We start from the raw sequence: 19260 nt of genomic DNA on the forward strand, positions 1-19260 counted from the left end.
GGGGGTGAAACTAGATGTCAACGCAACATCAAGTATTAATCTCACCCCCATAGTAACTTGGTTGAAACGCAGAAAAGTAGGTTGGGTGAAACCCAACAGAGTAGGTTGGTTGAAACCCAGAAAAGTAGGTTGGGTGAAACCCAACACAGTAACTTGGTTAAAACGCAGAAAAGTAGGTTGGGTGAAACCCAACACAGTAACTTGGTTGAAACGCAGAAAAGTAGGTTGGGTGAAACCCAACACAGTAGGTTAGGTGAAACCCAGAAAAGTAGGTTGGTTGAAACCCAACACAGTAGGTTGGGTGAAACCCAACACCAAGCCAGGATTGTTCAAAGGTAAGCAATTACACTGATGACGCTGGTTAATTGGTGGATGATAATAGGACTAAGCTAGAACAATTGCTTAATTAGTTAAACCATTGCTGGCTGAATATTTGACCTAATTAATTCTGGAGTCAATCAATGAGTGCCAAGAAACTGTTGCTGTCTGCTGGTCTATCTATGGTTATGATAGCTGCCGCTGTAGTTCCGGCTTGGGCTTATCCGGCGCGTTTATTTGCGAGGGATCCGGGGTCTCAAATTAACATTCGTTCAGGACCTGGAACTAACTATTCTATAGCTCATTATGGTTATGCGGGAGACTATGTTGATGTGATTAATGAAAGGGTAGTTGGTGGCTATAGGTGGTATTATGTGGAGTTTCCAGCGTCTAAGGCTCGTGGTTGGGTTCGGGGTGATTTTATTACCTATAAGAACTAGGTATTAAAGTTTAATTAATCGCGACAAAGTGGGGAAGAAAGCCAATTTTACCCCTGGTTTACTCGCGTTTTCCTTTGAGCAAATAAGTGGTCATTTCACCCTTGCCTTTAATGGGAATTGTGCCGCGCTTTTCAAAGATATAGCGATCGCAAAGTGCCATATATGTTTCTTCTGTCACCTGAATTTCATCAGCGATACCATGGGACTCCATTCGGGAAGCAATATTAACGGTATCTCCCCACAGGTCATAAATAAACTTTTTCAAGCCAATTACCCCCGCAATAACGGGACCGGTAGCAATACCAATACGGATTTTAAAACCCTGTTGATGTTGTCGGTTGAACTCCCGGAGAGTCCGCTGCATATCCAGAGCCATATCAGCGATCGCTTCCGCATAATTGTCTCTAGGTAAAGGCAACCCAGAAACCACCATATAAGCATCCCCAATAGTCTTAATTTTCTCCAAACCGTGTTGTTCTGCTAACCCATCAAATCTGGAAAAAATACCATTTAGCAACTGCACCAAATCCGTGGGACTAAACCTGGTTGAAATCTCGGTAAAACCGACAATATCAGCAAAAAGCACCCCCGCATCGGTAAAATCATCAGCAATAGTTTTAGGGTCTTGTTTAAGGCGTTCGGCGATAGGATATGGTAGAATATTAAGTAGCAGTTTTTCGGAATTTTCCTGTTCTTGTTTAACCTGTTCGTAGGCAGTAACTAAGGCTTTACGGGAGTTAAACTCAGAATGGGCGAGACGGTCATATAAATAAACCGACAAATTGCAAATAACACAGATCCAAAAAAAGTATAACACCAGAAAATCCTGAGTCATCCAATCCACAGGTAACCGGACTGGAAGATCTAGGATAATTTGAGTGCCAAAATAATAAAGTAATACCCCCAATTGAGAAATGAGATGTAACCACCAGCAGATAGGAAGCAGGGTAGCTTGGGAAAAGAACATGAGGGGCCACTCAATAATCGCGGGTTGAGATATGCCCAAAAATGTTGCCCGAATTTGGGGGCTGAGTGTGACCATCCAGGATAATAGCAGAAAAATCAAACCTGGGTATTGGCGACCGATCGCGGTTCGTAATAACACTAACCCTACCAATACCCCCAATTGTACACATACCTGAGTAATTAACCAATCTAGGCGAAAATCTTGGGGATAGAATAGCCAATTCTTGATTTGGGATAGGGAAAAGGTCAAATAGACTATCAAAGCCAGCCATAGTCCCAAACCCAGGCGCTGACGCATAAAACTATGTTGCCAGGTTTGATAGTTAGCCGCTTTAATGATGTCGGGGGCTTTAAATATCTGTTTCATTGTGCGATCTAACCATGGACCCAATTGGCGATCGCCTGGGGTATATTTACTCATAATTTGACCGAGTTTCAGGCAGCCGATAGAATGAAATTAACTGCCATATCGTGATAACTGGTAATTATCGGCCGATACGACCCGTAAAGCCAGAAGCCTTAAATTGCTTAAACTTAAAGGGCTTTTCCAGATTAGAGGCTATAGAAATTCGGATTTCAAAATCGCTAATACCTGGAGGGACAACATCAATACTACCGAGGCGGGTGCGGTTTTGCATTACCCGATTATCGTTAGCATCATAGATCCGCCCGAAGATATCGGCATCGACAACGGTTTTACCAGAGGTATTGTTAGCTTTTCCGGTAACAATAAAACAGTCTGCCTCTTGGATAGAACCACTAGAAACCATACCTTCTGATAACTCTGCCGGACAGTCTTGATAACCGATATCAAATAATTCGATCTGAATCATCGCCCACGCGGGGGGGGTCCACAGCCAACTGAGGAAGCCGATAATCACAGAAGCCAAGATAACTGGAAAGAATCGCGATCGCATAAACTCACTCATTACTACTGATTTTGATAGTTTAACTCAAGTTTAGCCATTGCTAGGGTTCAGCAAAATCAGCGGGTTGGTAAACCCCAAAGGGTTTCAGTGGATATGGGGAATCGGTGACGCGCCCCCATAAAGGCTGATATATGATGGTTAACAATATCAGCATTATAAAGACTGAAGGAGCGATTTGTGAGTCCAGAAACTTTAATCAGAGATGACGGTCTAGGAACGGGGGCTGAACAGTTCAGTATCGATCGCTTTAACGCGAATGTTATGAACACTTATGGGCGGTTTCCTATCGCCCTGGAAAAAGGTTCTGGCTGTAAGGTGTGGGATACAGAGGGGAAAGAATATCTGGATTTTGTGGCGGGAATTGCTACCTGTACCCTCGGACACGCGCACCCCAAGTTAATAGAAGCGGTAACGGAGCAAATCCAAAAGCTGCATCATGTCTCGAATCTCTACTATATCCCGGAACAGGGAGAGTTGGCAGCTTGGTTAACTGAGCATTCCGCAGCCGACCGGGTTTTTTTCTGTAACTCTGGCGCAGAAGCCAACGAGGGGGCGATTAAACTAGCGCGTAAATATGCCCACGATCGCCTTAATATTGAAGATCCGGTAATTATTACCGCCCACGCTAGTTTTCATGGTCGCACTCTGGCTACAATTACGGCGACTGGACAACCCAAATATCAAAAGGGATTTAGTCCCCTGGTTCCAGGTTTTGTCTATACTCCCTATAATGACCTTCCGGCTTTGGAAAATGCGATCGCAGAAGTTGACCAAAACGGTCGCCGGGTGGCGGCTATCCTTTTAGAAGCCCTACAGGGTGAAGGGGGAGTGCGTCCGGGAGATGTGGCCTACTTCCAAAAAATTCGCCAGATTTGCGATGAAAAGGGAATTTTGCTGATTCTCGATGAGGTACAGGTGGGAATGGGTCGCACTGGTCGCTGGTGGGGATATGAAAATCTGGGTATAGAACCGGATATTTTTACTTCCGCTAAGGGACTCGGTGGGGGTATTCCTATCGGTGCGCTGATGTGTAAGTCTTTCTGTGATGTGTTTGAACCGGGAAACCATGCGAGTACCTTTGGTGGTAATCCGTTCGCCTGTGGTGTGGCTTTGGCGGTGTGTCAAACTCTGGAAAGGGAAAATATCCTTAGCAATGTACAACAGCGGGGAGAACAGCTCAGAAACAGCCTACAGGCGATCGCTTCTGAGTATCCTGATTTAATTGCTGAGGTTCGCGGTTGGGGTTTAATTAATGGGATGGAATTAAAACCAGATGTGGAATTGACTTCTATTGATCTGGTTAATGCGGCGATCGCACAAGGGGTTTTATTAGTGCCAGCAGGTCCGAAAGTTGTGCGATTTGTACCTCCTTTAATTGTGACGGAGGCGGAAGTTAATCAAGCCTGTGAGGCGGTAGCTCGCGCCTTACACAATCGATAATGGGGAAGATAATGTAGGGGGGTTGGGCTGTTAATTACCTCTGCTAACCAGAAGATTAATCAACCAGCCTCCTCTTCAATTAATAATTAATAATTAATAATTAATAATTAGGGAGCGATCAGGTTAATATAGCTGCCCTCCGGGAAAGGGAGGATAGGTTTAGGGGCATGATTTATGGATAATATTAAACTGGGGAAATATCTGTTTTTAGAAGAGTTTTGTACTTGTACAAAAACTTATGCTAAATATAGCGATCGCATTAATCCTTACCCACAACAGCCAGAAAGTATCGAGGCGATCTATTTAATTAATAATTAATAATTAATAATTAATAATTAGGGGGCGTTCAGGTTAATATAGCTGCTCTCTGGGAAAGGGAGGATAGGTTTAGGGGCATGATTTATGGATAATATTAAACTGGGGAAATATCTGTTTTTAGAAGAGTTTTGTACTTGTACAAAAACTTATGCTAAATATAGCGATCGCATTAATCCTTACCCACAACAGCCAGAAAGTATCGAGGCGATCAAGGACTTAAATCAAGCAATTCTCGACCCAATTATTGATGAATTTGGGCGCGATCGCTTTCAGTTAACCTATGGATTTTGTTCTAAGGACCTGAAAAGATACCTAGAAAAAAAAGATGACCACACCGGAATCAAAAACGGTAGGGTTGCCCCTAACCTAGACCAACATCTAGCCCATGAACTTAACCAAAAAGGCAAATATTACTGTTCTCGATTAGGGGCTTCCTGTGATTTTATGATCATAAATCTGGAAAGTAACCAACTGGTTGATTGGATTATAGATCATCATTTACCCTTCGACTCTTTATATTTTTATGGATGCGATCGCCCCATTCATATTAGTTATGGTCCCCAACATAAGCGGGATATTTGGGGATTTACCGCATCAGGAAAACCCACTAAAAGAGGAATCGAGACTTGGCTAACAAAAATCATCCCGCCGCCGTCAACAGGGAAGTAAATTAATGTGCTTGAGGGCTTACATAACGCAACCTATCAAAAATAGAGGGTCGCTTGAGGGTAGTGACAATTTCTTCTAGGGGTAGGACACGAAACTTAGAATAGAGTGCATTCACCTGATACACCGTATTAGTATCAAGTTCCAGGGCTGTTAGCCAACCACTCTTAGCATGATAAACCCCTGTATCTATACCCAACCAACCTTGTCCTTGGACAAGATTTCCTGGTTCCACCCCATCAAAAGTAAAAGTGATCGTGTGACCGATAATAATCTGTTTTTTGTCAAAATAGGGTTTTGGGATAGAATGGAACTCTTTACGAATCCAGCAAAAATCGGAAGCAGTTTGCTGTTCAATTGGTCGCCTGGGGTTAACTCCGGCATGAACCAGCCAAGTATCTCCGAGGTCGAGAAATAGGGGCAGCGATCGCATCCAATGCAGATGGTCGCGAGGGATAATTTCCGCCTCTTGATAGGAAGCCACAGTAGTTTGACCACCACTATAAAGCCAAGCCTGCCAAGCCTGTTGATTTCTACCTACTTCCGGGAGGGCTTCCAACATGAGTTGTTCATGGTTACCCATTAAGCACTTATAGGGGCTATTTTTGACAAATTCAACCACCTGAGCGCTTTTCGGGCCGCGATCGATGAGATCCCCAAGAAAGTAGACCTCATCATCACTATTGGGAGCCACCTTGTCAAGAAGGGCCATCATTCCTTTATAGTGGCCGTGTATATCACCAATAACAATCCGCCGCTTAGACATTTTCTTTCTTTATGTCTCAATGAATTGCCCTGAGTGAAAGGTGGCTTATCTACTCAAAGCATTGATAAAACTTTGCAGTTCGGACAGAAAACCTTTTTTCTTAGCAGGTGGTAGGTTGGGTGTAACAGATGACGGGTCATCTCCCTGGGTGGCACGAGCCAAGATTTGTTCTAGCTGATCACCCACAGGTTTAGTTGATTGTTCGGTAATTTTTTGGTATTCCCCCTCAATTTCTAGCCAAACTTCCCAAGTTCCTGGATAGCAGCGAAATAAAGCCGCGCCATCGAGAGGCTTGAGATAGTAGCAAGACTCAATAATGTTTAGGAAGCGTTCCCGCAGTTGGCGAGCCGCGTATCCTATGCCTATGATAGCAACATCTTCTAAACGGGGATTAAGAAGAACCACCGAGCGATCGCCTGCCAATTTATGCAGATTTTCGACTTGGTTAACTTCTACAGGAGATGGAGACACGACCAAAAACTGCCCATCATCGGGTTGTAGGCGAGTTTCTACGGGGGAACGACTGGTTCCTATATCGGTGACTCGGAAAGGAGTTTCTCCCCAATCTCGACGAGCCAAAGCTGCCGACCCTGCATCGGGAAAAAAGACTTTAAGCAGGGTGTCGGGTTTTTCGAGGGCGGGGATAAACTGGGAGGCGATCGACTGAGCTTGAAGTTCAATTTCTGGGAATACCAGTTCAACTTGAATCAATTTGTAGCCATCATCGAGAGCAGCAGTTGCCGCTTGTTTGGCTTGTTCGATCGCTTCAGATAGGGTAGTTGGGAGTTGTGTCATCTCAAAATTCTGTAGGTCGAACCCTTGAATGATACCCACACGGGTTAAAGCGCGGAAATAAATACCGCCTTAGACTCATTCTACCAAAGAATCCGGGACTATGAGGACTATTTTTTCCTAAACTGGCTATCTTGAATGGAAGAACCAATACCTTGAATAATACCGCGGCCAATCAAGCCTATACCCCGACCTAGCACCTGAGTTAATAGATAAACTGCTGTGCTACCAATAAAGGATATAGCTGTTCTCACCCTAGGGGCGATCGCATCGCGACCTTCTAAGACCAATGTCACCGCCAACTGAATGCCGGAAAGTTGTTCTAGTTCTTGGCGACGGGAGGCATAGATTGTCAGTTTTTCAATCCCGCGATCGCCTAAAATGAATAATGTATAGCTACTTTCAAAAATCGCCTGGGGTTCACTCATATAGCGTCTCACGCGATATCGCCAGGACAAGTTATTCCTAAATTTTTCAATTTCCCTAGTTGACAGTAGCCGCCGATCATAGAATGTTTGTTTAACTTCCTCCAGATCCGCAAAATGATTAAGTAAAGGCTGCATTACCCCATTAGCGACTTGAATCACCCAATGTTGCAATAAGGCTTCGGCGCGTCGTGTGGCTTCCCAACTACCTAGGGCATAAACTTGATTATCAATGGTTAGGGGTTCTCCGAATAACAAATGAGCCAGTAAATCCCTAATCAGGGGAATATGATTAAGAATTTCCTTTTCCACTAGGGGAGCATCCCTCAATAATACCGGTACTACTTCCACTTGAGCATCTCTGACATTGAGCGAATAATACTTACCAAAAAAATCGGCGATCGCTTCTTTCCACAAATCTATAATCAGGCTATAACTTTTTCTATCTAGCTGTTCTGGCTGTATCTCCGACAGCCTTAATTCATTGATTAAATCCTCGGATTTACGCAATATTGTATAAATCAGCTCTTGTTTTTTAGTTAGTTTAAGTATATCTATTTCTAAGGGGATACCAGTATAATTAACCAAACCTGATTGCAGTTTAGCCACAGTCACATCAAATAATAGCGACTGTACATCCACCGTAGAAGTCTCAGTAGCTAATACTAAACTAGAATCGTTTGTGGTTGCTAATTGACCAGGGTTGGGGGGTTGGTTAGTTCCTGGGGATGATGGTTGACTAAGGGGGTCTGGGGGTGAGGGAGGATTATTAACAGGGGGTGGTAATGGTGGTATTAACTGACTCACCAGCCACCTGGCGGCGCGTAACTCCCGATAGCGACCCCTAGTAATCAGCAAGTTTAGCATCATAACCTTATCACTAGGGATAGATTCAGCCTCCTGGAGTTCTTTGGTTAATTCTTGTAGCGCTTGTTCAATCGACCTTAGCCCCGGTTTAACTAAACCATAGCGAAATTTTTGCCAACTGGTGAGCGCGCGCTGTGGGTTTCTCTGGGAAGATAGCGCCGCCCCAGAAATAGGACTGACCCAATAGCGTTCTCCGGCTGCTACTTGTCGCAGTGCGATCAAAAGTTCTTCTAATCCTACTCCCTTGGGACAATAACCCTGGACTCCTAAATCCCGGAGAGAGATTAGTAAGTTAGGATCTGATTCCGAGGTAAATAGCAACAGGGGTATATTTTTATAAGAGGCTTGGATTTGCTGACAAAATGCGATCGCTGAACGTTGCTGATTCAAAGTACCCTGATTTTTTTGGGCAGTTAAATCTTTAATCCTCAACTCCAAAATCGCCACTTTCACAGTATCAGGAATCACTCCCGATGTAGGCGCGACTGGTGGCTTTACCCAATTATCTAACACTGCTAAAGCCTCTCTCAGAGTGACCGCTTCTGCAATCACTTCCAGGTCAGAAAATGGCTCACAAATTGATTTGACTCCCATTCTAAATATAGGATCATCATCAATCAGCAGCAGTTGAATAATCGATTGGCTCATATCCAGTCCGAGCAAAATAATAAAAGTATTTTTGTCGTTGGTTTCAGGGACTTATACCTGACCTGATGGCATCAGTACCCAAGCACAACCACCATCGGGAACCATTTTTTTGAGCCTCAACCTACAACCAGAAATCACCTGAGGAATCTTCTCAAAATGTGATTTGTGTTACTCCAAGAAAAAATTAGAATCGGGAGCGCTGTAATCTCCAGAAATAGCCGGCGCTGGGGCTGGTTCATAGGCGGGCGCTGGGGCGGGTTCATAGGCGGGGGCGGGGGCGGGTGCTACATAATCAGAATAACCTGACGAGTAAGAATCCCAATTATTAGAATAACTTGACTCGTTTGAACCCCAATTATCAGAGTAACCTGACGAGTAAGAATCCCAATTATTAGAGTAACTTGGCTCGTTTGAACTCCAGTTATCTGAATAACTTGGCTCGTTTGAACTCCAGTTATCAGAATAACTTGACTCGTAGGACCTAGAGTTATCGTAAGACTGACGAGCCGGAGCGCGGTAAGATTCCTCTGCTGCTCGTTGACTTGCCCAAATAGCGTTGCGTTCTGCTGACCATCGAGCGATCGCATTTCGAGCCTCAAAATATAAAGCGCGACCAGAACCAATCTTAGAGGCTTCGTTAATAGCTGCTGTCAGGCTACCCCGACTTGCTAATGAGTAGGCGCTATCCAAAATTGGCTGATCTTCCGCCGTTTGAATGGTTGTCACCCATGCAGCAATTTTCTCCTGAGCGTCGTTATATAGGGCGCGACCTTGGTCAATTTCTGAAGCCTTTTTCACCGCCTCACTCAATTTATTATCTTGAGCCAGGGCTAATGCTTCGCTAAAAATGGGTTGATCTTCAATAATCTGAATCCGTTTTGTCCACTCGGCAATTAGAGTTTGGGCTTCAATGCGTAAAGGTCGCCCAAGTGCCACATTTTCAGCATAGGCTACCGCTGTCCTAAAACCATCGACGGTTTCCGTTCTGGCTGCTTCTCTCGCTATGAGGATATAGGGTCTATCCTGTATCCGTTGTACTTCATTGCGCCAATGTGCTACTAAGGTTTGAGCCTGAAGGCGACGGGGACGCTCTGGGGCAATCATCTGGGCTTGATCTATCGCCAATTGTAAAGCCCAGGGATGGTTGACTTTAGCTATGGTACTGGCTAATTGTATGCCTACTAAATCCTGAATTTTTGCCGAGGCATCATCCACCATGGCCTTAGTTTCTTGATACAGAAGGCGATCGCTTGGTATTCTTTCTAGCGCCGCTTGACCCTCAATTAACGTGGCCATTTGTAGCAGAGGCTGTCCTAGGGATTGGTTAGAAATCACCTGTTGCAGCTCAGTTAGTAAGATAATATCCTTCGCTTCCCTGTGAACCGGAGAATACGAGGGAACCATTCGGGCGATTTTAATCCCCTGATCAAAATCTTGTTTCTCAGTCGCGGATACCGCCAACTCTAAGAGTTTCTGACTCCAGGAGGTAATTTCTTTTTTGGCTAACGAAACTATAAACAGTTGCTCATCAACCTTGTTAGCCAGTTCTATCGCTTCAACTAAACTCTCGGGAGTAGAACGCTTGGCTATGTTGGCAGCTTCTTTGAGGCGCTGTTCTCCTTGCCTTTCTAAGCTAAGGCGATCGAGTAGTTCATTAAATCGCTTAGTGTTCCAGTGTACATTATTGAGCTTACCCACAGCTTGAATATAGCGGAAAGCCTGATTCCAGTCCTGGGATTTCATCGCGTTTTCCGCTTGTCTGGCTAAATTTAAACCCTCATCCCAATAATTCTGCCAACCCACCATGGCTCGCTGTACTTCCTCATAGGCGGGGCTATCAATCGGGACCACCGCCACCAAATCTAAGGCTCCTTGCAAGTCTCCCGCTTCTAGTCTTTGATTGGCGAAGAATATCAGCCTCTGAGACCATTCTCGCATCATGTGTCTTCCCTGGTTTTTCAGGGGGTGGTCTTCTGGCCAACCGTTAACTAGGGCAAATGCTGCTTGAATATCCTCTAGTTTACCGGATTTTGTACTTTGGTCTGCACAATGTAGGCGATCGCCTGCTGCCGAAATTGCTGAGATTTCTTCACAATTAGGAGGGGGTGGCGTAGTCAGTAGCCATAATAATGCACCCGTTGCCGTCGTTCCGAAACCTAATAGGAAAAATAACCAAAGCAGTTGCCATCCCCAAAAACCCTTGGGGACACCCGGCCTTTTGCCTCGCTTTTTCGGGTAAACTATAGGTTGACTTGTTTCTGCAATCATTCCCGCATCACTAGAGACAACCACATCACTGGATGCACTTGCTTCTAATGCAGGTTGGCTAGAGTGTTCAAATTGGGGAGTTGCCATAACTTCATCTTCCTTTGGTGCTAATGGTTCAGCCTAACCATGGTGGGTGGGTTCCTTTAGTTGTCCCCTGGTTCTGCCCAAGGTTACTTAAAAACACCATTCTAGGGCAACTTGATGTTAACAGATCAATTCCCTTTGAGCATCATTGTTAAGTTTCCCTGGAAACTTCCCAGCTAATGGCACTGTATGTTAGCCTTAATACTCAGGCAATTTTGGCTAACCGCAGCTATACCGATTCCTTTGTCAAGCAATGATAAAATTAAAGTAACCCGCTAATTGTAGCTTGGCCCAAGTTAAACTTAATGACCATTAGAATCACACTAGACTCCCACTGCATCAATCATCTGGATATCTCACCTGTTGACAAGGTTGTTGAGCAACTGATTCAGGAATCACAGCTCAGAAGTGCCGAACCAGAAATCAGCTTTGAGATTGACTATCCCCTAGATGACCAAGACCCCCGCGAGTTGTCTGAGGTGCCAGAGGTTCGACTGTGGTTTATTTGTCTTGATAGCCAATATCCCTGGCTACCTTATGCTTTAGACTGGCGATCGGGAGAGTTGGCTCGTTATGTCGCTATGCTAGTTCCCCACCAGTTTCACGGTCGCGAAGGCATACAATACAATCCAGAAGCTCTGGAGATTTTCCTGATGCAGAAAATTTTTGTGATTACCCGTTGGCTTCAGGAGATGGGATTACCAAGTCGCTCCCGGCTTCAGTCTATGGCTCAAATGTTAGGTTACGATCTCGATGAGGGTTTATTTGATGTGATCGAACAGCGATCCTAAAACACTTTCGATTAACAAGTTAAACTATAGCTATCGGTTCTAGTCAGGGAAGGTCTTAGCCTATACCCTTAAACTAGCTGACTTTAACCAGACTGATTATTCTCAGTCAATTATACACCATTTAAGGAAAAACAGCGCCATGGGATTATTTGACCGTATCGGCCGAGTTGTAAGGGCCAACTTGAATGACTTGGTGAATAAGGCAGAAGACCCGGAAAAGATACTTGAACAAGCTGTTATTGAAATGCAAGAAGACCTGATCCAGTTGCGCCAAGCCGTCGCTCAGACCATCGCCCAGCAAAAACGTTCTCAACAACAGTATAATCAAGCCCAGTCCCAAGCTAACCAATGGCAGTCTCGCGCGCAACTAGCTCTACAAAAGGGCGATGAAAACTTGGCGCGGGAGGCCCTCCAGCGCAAAAAGGGCTATGTCGAAACCGCTAATACCCTGGAAATGAGTCTCAGGCAGCAAACTGAACAGGTAGAGACTCTCAAGCGGAACTTGGTTAGCTTAGAGAGTAAAATTTCCGAAGCCAAGACTAAGAAAAATATGCTCAAGGCTAGAGCTCAGGCGGCTAAGGCTAATGAACAGCTCAATAATCTCCTTGGTGGTATTAATACCAGTAGTGCTACCTCGGCTTTTGAACGCATGGAGGAAAAAGTCATGATTCAGGAAGCCAAGTCTCAAGCGACGGCTGAGTTGACTAGTAGTGGCTTGGAAGAAAAATTCTGCGCCCTGGAAGCGGGAAGTGATATTGATGATGAGTTGGCGGCTATGAAGGCTCAACTGGCTGGCGCTCCTGCTAATCAGCCTCAATTATCACCTTCTGAGCCTACTGATAGTTCGGCTTCTAATCCGGAGATTGACAACGAACTTGAGGAGTTGCGTAGAGAACTTAATAAATAAGTTGCTGTCTCGGAGGCTTCAGTCTGGGGTCGGAAAACCGGGAAGTAGTAGGGTGTAGGGTTTTTTGGGGCGTGGGGTGTAGCGCCCTGCTTTGGGCAACTGTTCCCTGCTCCCTAAATCTTCCCCAGGTTTGAGTGTGGCTAATTCTTTGACTTTGGGGACTAAATCAGCAATAATCTTGTTGAATCCGAATCAAGCACCTACTTATGTTGTTTGGGGTTATAACCATTGGTAAGCATAAATTAACTTCTCATTCTACGATCTCGATGAGGGTTTATTTGATGTGATTGAACAGCGATCCTAAAACACTTTCGATTAACAAGTTAAACTATAGCTATCGGTTCTAGTCAGGGAAGGTCTTAGCCTATACCCTTAAACTAGCTGACTTTAACCAGACTGATTATTCTAAGTCAATTATACACCATTTAAGGAAAAACAGCGTCATGGGATTATTTGACCGTATCGGCCGAGTTGTAAGGGCCAACTTGAATGACTTGGTGAATAAGGCAGAAGACCCGGAAAAGATACTTGAACAAGCTGTTATTGAAATGCAAGAGGATCTGATCCAGTTGCGCCAAGCCGTCGCTCAGACCATCGCCCAGCAAAAACGTTCTCAACAACAGTATAATCAAGCCCAGTCCCAAGCTAACCAATGGCAGTCTCGCGCGCAACTAGCTCTACAAAAGGGCGATGAAAACTTGGCGCGGGAGGCCCTCCAGCGCAAAAAGGGCTATGTCGAAACCGCTAATACCCTGGAAATGAGTCTCAGGCAGCAAACTGAACAGGTAGAGACTCTCAAGCGGAACTTGGTTAGCTTAGAGAGTAAAATTTCCGAAGCCAAGACTAAGAAAAATATGCTCAAGGCTAGAGCTCAGGCGGCTAAGGCTAATGAACAGCTCAATAATGTCCTTGGTGGTATTAATACCAGTAGTGCTACCTCCGTTTTTGAACGCATGGAGGAAAAAGTCCTGGAAATGGAAGCTCGGTCTACTGCGGCGGCTGAGTTGACTGGTGGTGGCTTGGAAGAACAATTCCGCGCCCTGGAAGCGGGAAGTGATGTTGATGATGAGTTGGCGGCTATGAAGGCTCAACTGGCTGGCGCTCCTGCTAATCAGCCTCAATTATCACCTTCTGCGCCTACTGATAGTTCGACTTCTAATTCGGAGATTGACAGCGAACTTGAGGAGTTGCGTAGAGAACTTAACAAATAAGTTGCTGTCTCGGAGGCTTGAGTCTGGGGTCGGGAAACCGGGAAGTAGTAGGGTGTAGGGGTTTTTTGGGGCGTGGGGTGTAGCGCCCTGCTTTGGGCAACTGTTCCCTGCTCCCTAAATCTTCCCCAGGTCTGAGTGTGGATAATTCTTTGACTTTGGGGACTAAATCAGCAATAATCTGTGTAAATCCAGATCAAGCACCTACTTATGTTGTTTGGGGTTATAACCATTGGTAAGCATAAATTAACTTCTCATTCTTTGAACTTATGATGCTCAAAGTTCGATTTTTAACCATCAGTGCATTTGCGGCTGGTTTTGGTCTATGTTCTATTGTATTTGCTCTATTTACGGTGGTTTCCGAGTTGAGTTTAGCGGCGGCTATTAGAACCATTTTAACTTCTTTGTTTTTTGGAATCAATATGGTTTTTATGCTGCACTATTATACATCAATATATAAGGAGCAAAAATTAATTTCGCGACTGCGTGCCGAAGTTAAAAACATGAACTATATTAATTATAATTAATCTGAGTTTTTGCTAAATAATAGGAGTTGATAAAATGCTAGATTTTCTGAATAATATTATCGGCAGAAATCCCGGTAAATTCAAGGCTAAGGTTGAGGTGTACAGTTGGCAAACCTGTCCTTACTGTATCCGCGCCAAACTGCTGCTGTGGTGGAAAGGGGTTGAATATACTGATTATCAAATAGATGGCGATAATAATGCTAGAGAAGCCATGGCACAACGGGCTAACGGTCGGCGCACGGTTCCCCAAATTTTTATCAATAATCAGCATATCGGCGGCTGCGACGACCTCTATCAGTTAGACAGTGAAGGGAAATTAGAACCGTTATTAATTCCGCCACTATCTTAACATTTGGGCTGGGATTGTACATCTAAAATTAATGGTTGGAGAAGTTAAATTATGTCTTTTGTAGGACTGCATATTCACAGTGACTACAGCCTCCTTGATGGTGCTTCTCAACTCCCACAGTTGGTCAGTCGCGCTGTGGAATTAGGAATGCCAGCGATCGCTCTTACGGATCATGGGGTGATGTATGGGGCGATCGAACTTATTAAAATCTGCCGCAGTAAGGGTATTAAACCTATTATTGGCAATGAAATGTATGTCCTCAATGCTGATGTGACAGTTCAACAGCGAGGAATTAAAAAATATCATCAAGTCGTCTTGGCTAAAAATACCCAAGGCTATAAAAACTTGGTGAAATTAACTACTATTTCTCACTTAAAAGGTTTTCAAGGAAAGGGAATTTTTGCTCGTCCTTGTATTAATAAGGAACTATTAGAAGAGTATCACGAAGGCTTAATTGTTACCAGTGCTTGTTTGGGTGGTGAGGTTCCCCAAGCTATTCTTCAGAGGCGCATGGATATCGCACGCCAAACTGTTGAGTGGTATAAAAGGGTGTTTGGGGATGATTACTATTTAGAAATTCAAGATCATGGTTCCCCAGAAGACCGCATTGTTAATGTGGCTTTGGTGCAACTGGCGAGGGAATTTGAAGTCAAAATTGTAGCGACTAATGATTCACACTTTATTTCCTGTAATGATGTGGAAGCACATGATGCCTTATTATGTATTAATACACAAAAGTTAATTACTGAGGATAACCGATTACGTTATAGTGGCACAGAGTACCTAAAATCGGCGGAAGAGATGATGCAACTGTTTCGAGATCATCTCCCAGATGAGGTGATTAAAGAAGCGATCGCTAATACCTTAGAAGTGGCGGAAAAAGTGGAACCCTATACCGGAATTTTAGGGGAACCTCGTATTCCTGATTATCCGATACCTCCGAATCATACCGCTGATACTTATTTAGAAGAAATCGCCTGGGAAGGCTTGAAAAAACGATTAAATGCTCAAGGGCGATCGGAAATTAAGCCCGTCTATCGAGAAAGGCTCGAATATGAATTAAAAATGATGCAAAAAATGGGTTTTGCTACCTATTTTTTAGTAGTTTGGGATTACATAAAACACGCTAGAGATAATCATATCCCTGTCGGTCCTGGTAGGGGTTCGGCGGCGGGTTCCTTGGTCGCTTACGCCTTACAAATTACTAATATTGATCCGGTTCATCACGGGTTACTATTTGAGCGTTTTCTGAACCCAGAACGAAAATCTATGCCGGATATTGATACAGATTTCTGCATAGACCGCCGTGATGAAATGATTAAATATGTTACCTCCAAATATGGGGAAGAGAAAGTTGCTCAAATTATCACCTTTAACCGCATGACTTCTAAGGCGGTACTCAAAGATGTTGCTAGGGTGTTAGGAATACCCTATAGCAAATCGGATCAAATGGCAAAAATGATTCCGGTATCTCGTGGTAAACCGACTAAATTAAAGGTGATGATTTCTGACCAAAGTCCATCCCCGGAATTTAAACAAGCATACGATAATGACTTTGTACCCATTAAAAATGATGCTGGTGAGGAAGTGGGAACTATTGCTGTGCGCCAGTGGGTTGACATGGCAATTCGTATTGAAGGGACTAACAAAACCTTTGGAGTTCACGCAGCGGGGGTGGTGATTTCTAAACAGCCTTTAGATGAAATTGTCCCTCTTCAACGGAATAATGATGGGTCGGTCATTACTCAATATTTTATGGAAGATATAGAAGCCCTGGGTCTGTTGAAAATGGACTTTTTGGGCTTAAAAAACTTGACGATTATTCAAAGAACTTTAAACTATATTTCCCAAAATCATCACATAGATATTGACCCCTATAATTTAGCCGCTGAGGAACGTAAAGCCATGGATATTCTGGCTAAAGGTTCGGTGAAAAAAATGCCGGAGGATGTGGCGAAAACCTATAAGATTTTGGAACGAGGAGATTTGGAAGGTTTATTTCAACTAGAATCTTCGGGAATGCGTCAGATTGTGAAGGACTTAAAGCCTTCCAGTATTGAGGATATTTCTTCTATTTTGGCATTGTATAGACCCGGACCTTTAGATGCTGGTTTAATTCCTCAGTTTATTAATCGTAAGCATAAACGAGAACCAATTCGCTATGAACATAAACTTTTGGAACCTATTTTGAATGAGACCTATGGAATTTTGGTCTATCAAGAACAAATTATGAAAATGGCTCAAGATTTGGCGGGGTATTCTTTGGGTCAGGCGGACTTGCTGCGACGTGCTATGGGGAAAAAGAAAGCATCGGAAATGCAGAAGCATCGGGAAACTTTTATTGATGGTGCGACGCGCAATGGAGTCCCCCAAAATATCGCAGAACATCTGTTCGACCAAATGGTTAAGTTCGCTGAATATTGTTTTAACAAATCCCATTCTACCGCCTACGGTTACATTACTTATCAGACGGCTTACTTAAAGGCTAATTATCCGACAGAGTATATGGCGGCTTTGCTGACGGAGAATAGTGGCAATACTGACAAGGTTAGGGCTTATATTGAATCCTGTAAGCATTTGGGTATTGATGTAGTTCCACCTGATATTAATCGCTCTAATGTGGATTTTACGCCTATAGAAAATAGGATTGTATTTGGGTTGTCGGCGATTAAAAATGTGGGAGATGGCGCGATTGAACATTTGCTATCTGTACGAGAGGAAGGGGGACCTTTTCGCAGTTTGGCGGATTTGTGCGATCGCATTAATCTACAAATGGTTAATAGTCGCGCTTTGGAATCTTTAATTAAATCGGGTGCTTTTGATAGTCTCCATGCTAACCGCAAGCAATCAATTGAATATTTGAATATAGTTATTCCTTGGGCGCAAGATAGGGCGAAAAATCGAGAAATTGGTCAAACGAATTTGTTTGATTTGGTCAATTATGCAACTACTGAGAGTAATTCACCTTCGGGAGAACCTGCTTTTCCGAAAGGTGATGATTATGCGCCTAAAGATAAGTTGCAATTTGAGAAGGAATTACTAGGCTTTTATGTTTCGGATCACCCTCTCAAGTCTTTGTTAGACTCAGGGATACTCCCGGATAATGTGACTTTGGATAAACTGCCAGAACAAAAGTCAAAAGCTGCTGTTAAGGTGGCGGTGATTTTAATTAATATTAAGCCCCATTTGACTAAAAAAGGCGATCGCATGGCGTTTCTACTACTAGAAGATTTGACGGGACAAATTGATGCTGTGGTGTTTCCTAGTAGTTATGAGGCGGTACAACAGGAGTTAAAAGAAAATGCGGTTGTTGTGGTTGAGGGTAAGGTGGAAAAACGGGATGATCAGACTCAAATTATTGTGGACGCTATCAAGTCTGCTGATGAGTTAATTAAACCGAATAATCAGCCAGGTTCCCCCTCGCAACTTCCGCCTAATTTGGCTGCTTCTTCAGTGATTCAACTCTGTTTAACTCCTGAAGAAATTTGCCAATTGGAAAGGTTACAAATTCTCAAAGGCATTTTGGAAGAATATCGAAGTAATCAAGGCTTGGGAAGGGTTCCTATTCAAGCCATTGTTGATGGTCAAGTTTCGCCTAAACCATTGGTACGCTTTGGCTCTCAATTCTGGGTAGAAAATCAAGAGGCGATCGTACAACAGTTAAAAACTTCTGGTTTTACCGTTGATATACTATCAATTGATAATGAATAACCCACCCGGCAATTATTAATTATTAATTATTAATTATTAATTATTAATTATTAATTATTAATTATTAATTATTAATTAGATTGTTGATGGTCAAGTTTCGCCTAAACCATTGGTACGCTTTGGCTCTCAATTCTGGGTAGAAAATCAAGAGGCGATCGTACAACAGTTAAAAACTTCTGGTTTTACCGTTGATATACTATCAATTGATAATGAATAACCCACCGGCAATTATTAATTATTAATTATTAATTATTAATTAGATTGTTGATGGTCAAGTTTCGCCTAAACCATTGGTACGCTTTGGCTCTCAATTCTGGGTAGAAAATCAAGAGGCGATCGTACAACAGTTAAAAACTTCTGGTTTTACCGTTGATATACTATCAATTGATAATGAATAACCCACCGGCAATTATTAATTATTAATTATTAATTATTAATTATTAATTAGATTGTTGATGGTCAAGTTTCGCCTAAACGATTGGTACGCTTTGGCGCTCAATTCTGGGTAGAAAATCAAGAGGCGATCGTACAACAGTTAAAAACTTCTGGTTTTACCGTTGATATACTATCAATTGATAATGAATAACCCACCCGGCAATTATTAATTATTAATTATTAATTATTAATTATTAATTATTAATTATTAATTAGATTGTTGATGGTCAAGTTTCGCCTAAACGATTGGTACGCTTTGGCGCTCAATTCTGGGTAGAAAATCAAGAGGCGATCGTACAACAGTTAAAAACTTCTGGTTTTACCGTTGATGTACTATCAATTGATAATGAATAACCCACCCGGCAATTATTAATTATTAATTATTAATTATTAATTATTAATTAT

General features: G+C 43.2%; 19 protein-coding genes. 13 read left to right on the top strand and 6 right to left on the bottom strand.

The window, feature by feature from the left end; translation table 11 throughout:
• Positions 1-461: 461 nt before the first annotated feature.
• A complete protein-coding gene (locus tag XZ46_RS07070) occupies positions 462-758 on the top strand; it encodes an SH3 domain-containing protein (RefSeq protein ID WP_006668052.1) in 297 nt (98 codons plus the stop codon).
• Between the two features lie 58 nt (positions 759-816).
• Here XZ46_RS07070 and XZ46_RS07075 read toward each other — a convergent pair whose 3' ends face one another.
• Complete coding sequence (locus XZ46_RS07075) at positions 817-2145, bottom strand: adenylate/guanylate cyclase domain-containing protein (protein ID WP_006668051.1); 1329 nt, start codon at positions 2143-2145, stop codon at positions 817-819.
• A 64-nt stretch (positions 2146-2209) separates the two neighbouring features.
• Positions 2210-2641, bottom strand: a complete 432-nt coding sequence (locus XZ46_RS07080) for a hypothetical protein (RefSeq protein ID WP_006668050.1) — start codon at positions 2639-2641, stop codon at positions 2210-2212.
• Between the two features lie 189 nt (positions 2642-2830).
• On the opposite strand from XZ46_RS07080, the gene XZ46_RS07085 reads away from it, so the two are divergent.
• The 3 genes from XZ46_RS07085 (at position 2831) to XZ46_RS07090 (ending at position 5080) form a co-directional block, all read left to right on the top strand.
• A complete protein-coding gene (locus XZ46_RS07085) occupies positions 2831-4093 on the top strand; it encodes an aspartate aminotransferase family protein (protein ID WP_008049301.1) in 1263 nt (420 codons plus the stop codon).
• A 174-nt stretch (positions 4094-4267) separates the two neighbouring features.
• Positions 4268-4411 carry a hypothetical protein gene (locus XZ46_RS34020; protein ID WP_008049302.1) on the top strand — a complete coding sequence of 48 codons (144 nt, stop codon included), beginning with the start codon at positions 4268-4270 and terminating at the stop codon, positions 4409-4411.
• A gap of 84 nt (positions 4412-4495) precedes the next feature.
• Positions 4496-5080 carry a hypothetical protein gene (locus XZ46_RS07090; RefSeq protein ID WP_006620791.1) on the top strand — a complete coding sequence of 195 codons (585 nt, stop codon included), beginning with the start codon at positions 4496-4498 and terminating at the stop codon, positions 5078-5080.
• A 1-nt stretch (position 5081) separates the two neighbouring features.
• Here XZ46_RS07090 and XZ46_RS07095 read toward each other — a convergent pair whose 3' ends face one another.
• From XZ46_RS07095 to XZ46_RS07110, 4 genes are all read right to left on the bottom strand, one after another.
• Entirely contained in the window at positions 5082-5843 is a 762-nt protein-coding gene (locus tag XZ46_RS07095; RefSeq protein ID WP_006668048.1) for a metallophosphoesterase family protein, read from the bottom strand.
• 45 nt (positions 5844-5888) lie between these two features.
• Entirely contained in the window at positions 5889-6638 is a 750-nt protein-coding gene (locus tag XZ46_RS07100) for a DUF1995 family protein (RefSeq protein WP_006668047.1), read from the bottom strand.
• Positions 6639-6745: 107 nt separating this feature from the next.
• Positions 6746-8575, bottom strand: coding sequence for a DUF3685 domain-containing protein (locus tag XZ46_RS07105; RefSeq protein WP_006668046.1), 1830 nt, complete (start codon positions 8573-8575; stop codon positions 6746-6748).
• 168 nt (positions 8576-8743) lie between these two features.
• Positions 8744-10930, bottom strand: a complete 2187-nt coding sequence (locus XZ46_RS07110; RefSeq protein ID WP_008049306.1) for a hypothetical protein — start codon at positions 10928-10930, stop codon at positions 8744-8746.
• Positions 10931-11232: 302 nt separating this feature from the next.
• On the opposite strand from XZ46_RS07110, the gene XZ46_RS07115 reads away from it, so the two are divergent.
• The 9 genes from XZ46_RS07115 (at position 11233) to XZ46_RS31985 (ending at position 19209) form a co-directional block, all read left to right on the top strand.
• Positions 11233-11718, top strand: coding sequence for a CRR6 family NdhI maturation factor (locus XZ46_RS07115; protein WP_006620786.1), 486 nt, complete (start codon positions 11233-11235; stop codon positions 11716-11718).
• 139 nt (positions 11719-11857) lie between these two features.
• Complete coding sequence (locus XZ46_RS07120; protein ID WP_008049308.1) at positions 11858-12625, top strand: PspA/IM30 family protein; 768 nt, start codon at positions 11858-11860, stop codon at positions 12623-12625.
• A gap of 443 nt (positions 12626-13068) precedes the next feature.
• Positions 13069-13836: a PspA/IM30 family protein gene (locus XZ46_RS07125; protein ID WP_008049310.1), complete on the top strand. Its 768-nt coding sequence runs from the start codon at positions 13069-13071 to the stop codon at positions 13834-13836.
• 558 nt (positions 13837-14394) lie between these two features.
• The gene (gene grxC, locus XZ46_RS07135) at positions 14395-14709 is read left to right on the top strand and encodes a glutaredoxin 3 (RefSeq protein WP_006620781.1); all 315 of its coding nucleotides are present in this window, start codon (positions 14395-14397) and stop codon (positions 14707-14709) included.
• Between the two features lie 51 nt (positions 14710-14760).
• Positions 14761-18420 carry a DNA polymerase III subunit alpha gene (locus XZ46_RS07140; protein ID WP_008049315.1) on the top strand — a complete coding sequence of 1220 codons (3660 nt, stop codon included), beginning with the start codon at positions 14761-14763 and terminating at the stop codon, positions 18418-18420.
• Between the two features lie 109 nt (positions 18421-18529).
• Positions 18530-18637: a hypothetical protein gene (locus tag XZ46_RS31970; RefSeq protein ID WP_006620779.1), complete on the top strand. Its 108-nt coding sequence runs from the start codon at positions 18530-18532 to the stop codon at positions 18635-18637.
• A gap of 73 nt (positions 18638-18710) precedes the next feature.
• Positions 18711-18818, top strand: coding sequence for a hypothetical protein (locus XZ46_RS31975; RefSeq protein ID WP_006620779.1), 108 nt, complete (start codon positions 18711-18713; stop codon positions 18816-18818).
• Positions 18819-18898: 80 nt separating this feature from the next.
• On the top strand, positions 18899-19006 hold the full coding sequence (locus tag XZ46_RS31980) for a hypothetical protein (RefSeq protein ID WP_008049317.1): 108 nt from the start codon (positions 18899-18901) through the stop codon (positions 19004-19006).
• A gap of 95 nt (positions 19007-19101) precedes the next feature.
• On the top strand, positions 19102-19209 hold the full coding sequence (locus XZ46_RS31985) for a hypothetical protein (protein ID WP_008049319.1): 108 nt from the start codon (positions 19102-19104) through the stop codon (positions 19207-19209).
• Positions 19210-19260: the final 51 nt, after the last annotated feature.

It is taken from the genome of Limnospira indica PCC 8005 (genome assembly GCF_000973065.1).
Taxonomy (GTDB): Bacteria; Cyanobacteriota; Cyanobacteriia; order Cyanobacteriales; family Microcoleaceae; genus Limnospira; species Limnospira fusiformis.